Annotated in this window: 1 protein-coding gene; it reads right to left on the reverse strand. The window is 77.9% G+C overall.

Translation table 11 applies throughout. From position 1 onward, the window contains the following. Nucleotides 1-1,854 precede the first annotated feature (1,854 nt). Complete coding sequence (locus AB0O00_RS37195; protein WP_363659118.1) at nucleotides 1,855-2,013, reverse strand: snapalysin family zinc-dependent metalloprotease; 159 nt, start codon at nucleotides 2,011-2,013, stop codon at nucleotides 1,855-1,857. Nucleotides 2,014-2,017: the final 4 nt, after the last annotated feature.

Consider the following 2,017-nt stretch of genomic DNA (forward strand, 5'->3'; position numbering starts at 1 on the left):
GCCCGTCCTCGTCGTCGGCACCCCGGGCCGCCCGGTCACCGAGGACACCTGGGCCCGCCTCGGCGACGCCCTCGCCGCCCTGCCGTCGGCACCCCGCCTCGGCCTGGTGGTGGCGGGCACGATGGACGCCGAGTCCCAGACGGTGGGCCGCTTCTGCGCCCGCCTCCACGGGATGGACTGGCTGGGCACGGACCCCCTGTGGCCCGCCCCGGAGACGGCGAGCGAGGCGAGCCGCGGCCCGGGGCCGGGGCGGGGCCCGGCGGCGGAGGCCGAGCGGGCGTCCGTCGCGGCACCGGATGGGGCGGCGCTCGGAGTGCCGGGGCCGGTCCGTTCGTCGGCCGAGGCCGTGCCGCCGCCGCCCGTCGCGGCCCCCGGGTTGGCCGACGTGCCGGGGCCTTTGGCCTGGGGAGTGTCGGCGCCTGGCGTTCCGTCGGCCGGCGGTGCGCTGCCGGTGGACCCAGCTGTGGTGCCCGGGCTCGCTGGTGTGCCGGGGCCGGGTAGTCCGTCGCCCGAGGCCGTGCCGTCGGCTTCGACGGTGTGCGTGAATCCGGTGCCGAGCGGGCCGTTTGCTGCCGGTGGTGGTGCGTCGATGTCCGATAGGGGCGGAGCGGCCGGGGCGTCCGGTACGTCGTCGCCTGTCTCCTCGGTGCCACCCGATGTGGTTGAGGCTGGGGGATCCACGCCTCCCGCGTCGGCGGCATCGGTCCTCGTCGCCGCTCGGGGCGGGGATGCGACGGTTCCGGTATCGGACGGTGACGTGGCCGCAGTGGCGGCAGAAGTCGACGGGACCGACTTCTCGGTACCCGTTCCGCCGAACACACTGGACCGGGGCATGGCCGAGGCCTCCCCGGCGCGCGTGGAGCCGGCAGCCCCGGCCGGCGAGGATTCGCCCGCCGTTCCCGAGGCGGTGGCCGCGCCGACGCCTGTGTCCGCCGTCGGCGGCCCGGCGGATCGCACGACGCCACCGGCCACGTACGGGACTGCTGGGCCGGCTCCCGCCTTCCCGGACGGCCGACCGCTCGTGCAGGCGGCGGACGACGAAGCGCCCCGCGGGTCGACAGCGGCGGTACCGGCGGACCGTACGACCCGGAGTCCGGATGGGTCCGCCCACGAGCCGGACGGATCGTTGCCGGGCGACGTATCGGTGGCGCCGGTTGGGGGTGTGGATGGGTCGGCCCGCCAACCGGTGCGCGGAGGGCGGTCGTCGAGCAGGCCGGAGGACTCGCCGCCGGGTGACGCGGCATCGGGTTCTGCCGTGAGCGCGGCGGTGGCGTCGGACGTTGACGGGATCCCTGGGGCTGCGGACGAGCCGACCCGCGGGCCGGTGCCCGGCGAGCCGTCGGCGGGTTGGTCGGACGATTCATTGCCGGGCGCAGGAGCCGGCTCCGCCCTGGGCACGGGCGCGGTGCCGGAAGGCGATGGGGCCTCCGAGGGCGCGGACGGGCCGGCCCGCGCGGTGCCGTCGGCCCGAGCGGGGGACTGGCCGAGCCCGAGCCCGGCAGCAACCGTGCCGGACGCGGACGGTGGCCGGGCCGCCGGTTGGCCTTCCGTGAACCCGAGCCTGGCAGCGGTCGTGCCGGACGCGGATGGCGGTGGGGTCGCCGGTGGTGGGGGCGGTTGGCCTGCCGTGAGCCCGAGCCCGGCAGCCGTTGTGCCGGACGCGGATGGCGTCCCGCAGCCCGCCGGCGAGTCCCCTGCCGGCTCGGAGGCCGGTGGGCCGGCGTCGGACCCGGCGGAGGGTCCGTCCGTCCCGGCCCCGACCGTCCCCGTGCCGTCGCACGTCGGCGGGACGCGGGCGCCCGCCCCCGACCCGGCCGGGGACCGGGCCGCGGTGGTCGCCCTCCTCGGGCCCGCCTATCCGCGTCTCGCGCGCCGTGCCGAGGACGCGGCGACCAGGCTGCCGGGCCTGCGTTCGCAGGCAGCCGCGCCGTTCCAGATCTGCGCGGCCTGGGATATCTGACCGGTGAAGGACGGTGCGTTGCCCGTGTCGTAGGTGACGGTGACGGTGAGCAGCCAC

Origin of the sequence: Kitasatospora sp. NPDC093558 (assembly GCF_040683475.1) — a bacterium.
Classification (GTDB): Bacteria; Actinomycetota; Actinomycetes; order Streptomycetales; family Streptomycetaceae; genus Kitasatospora.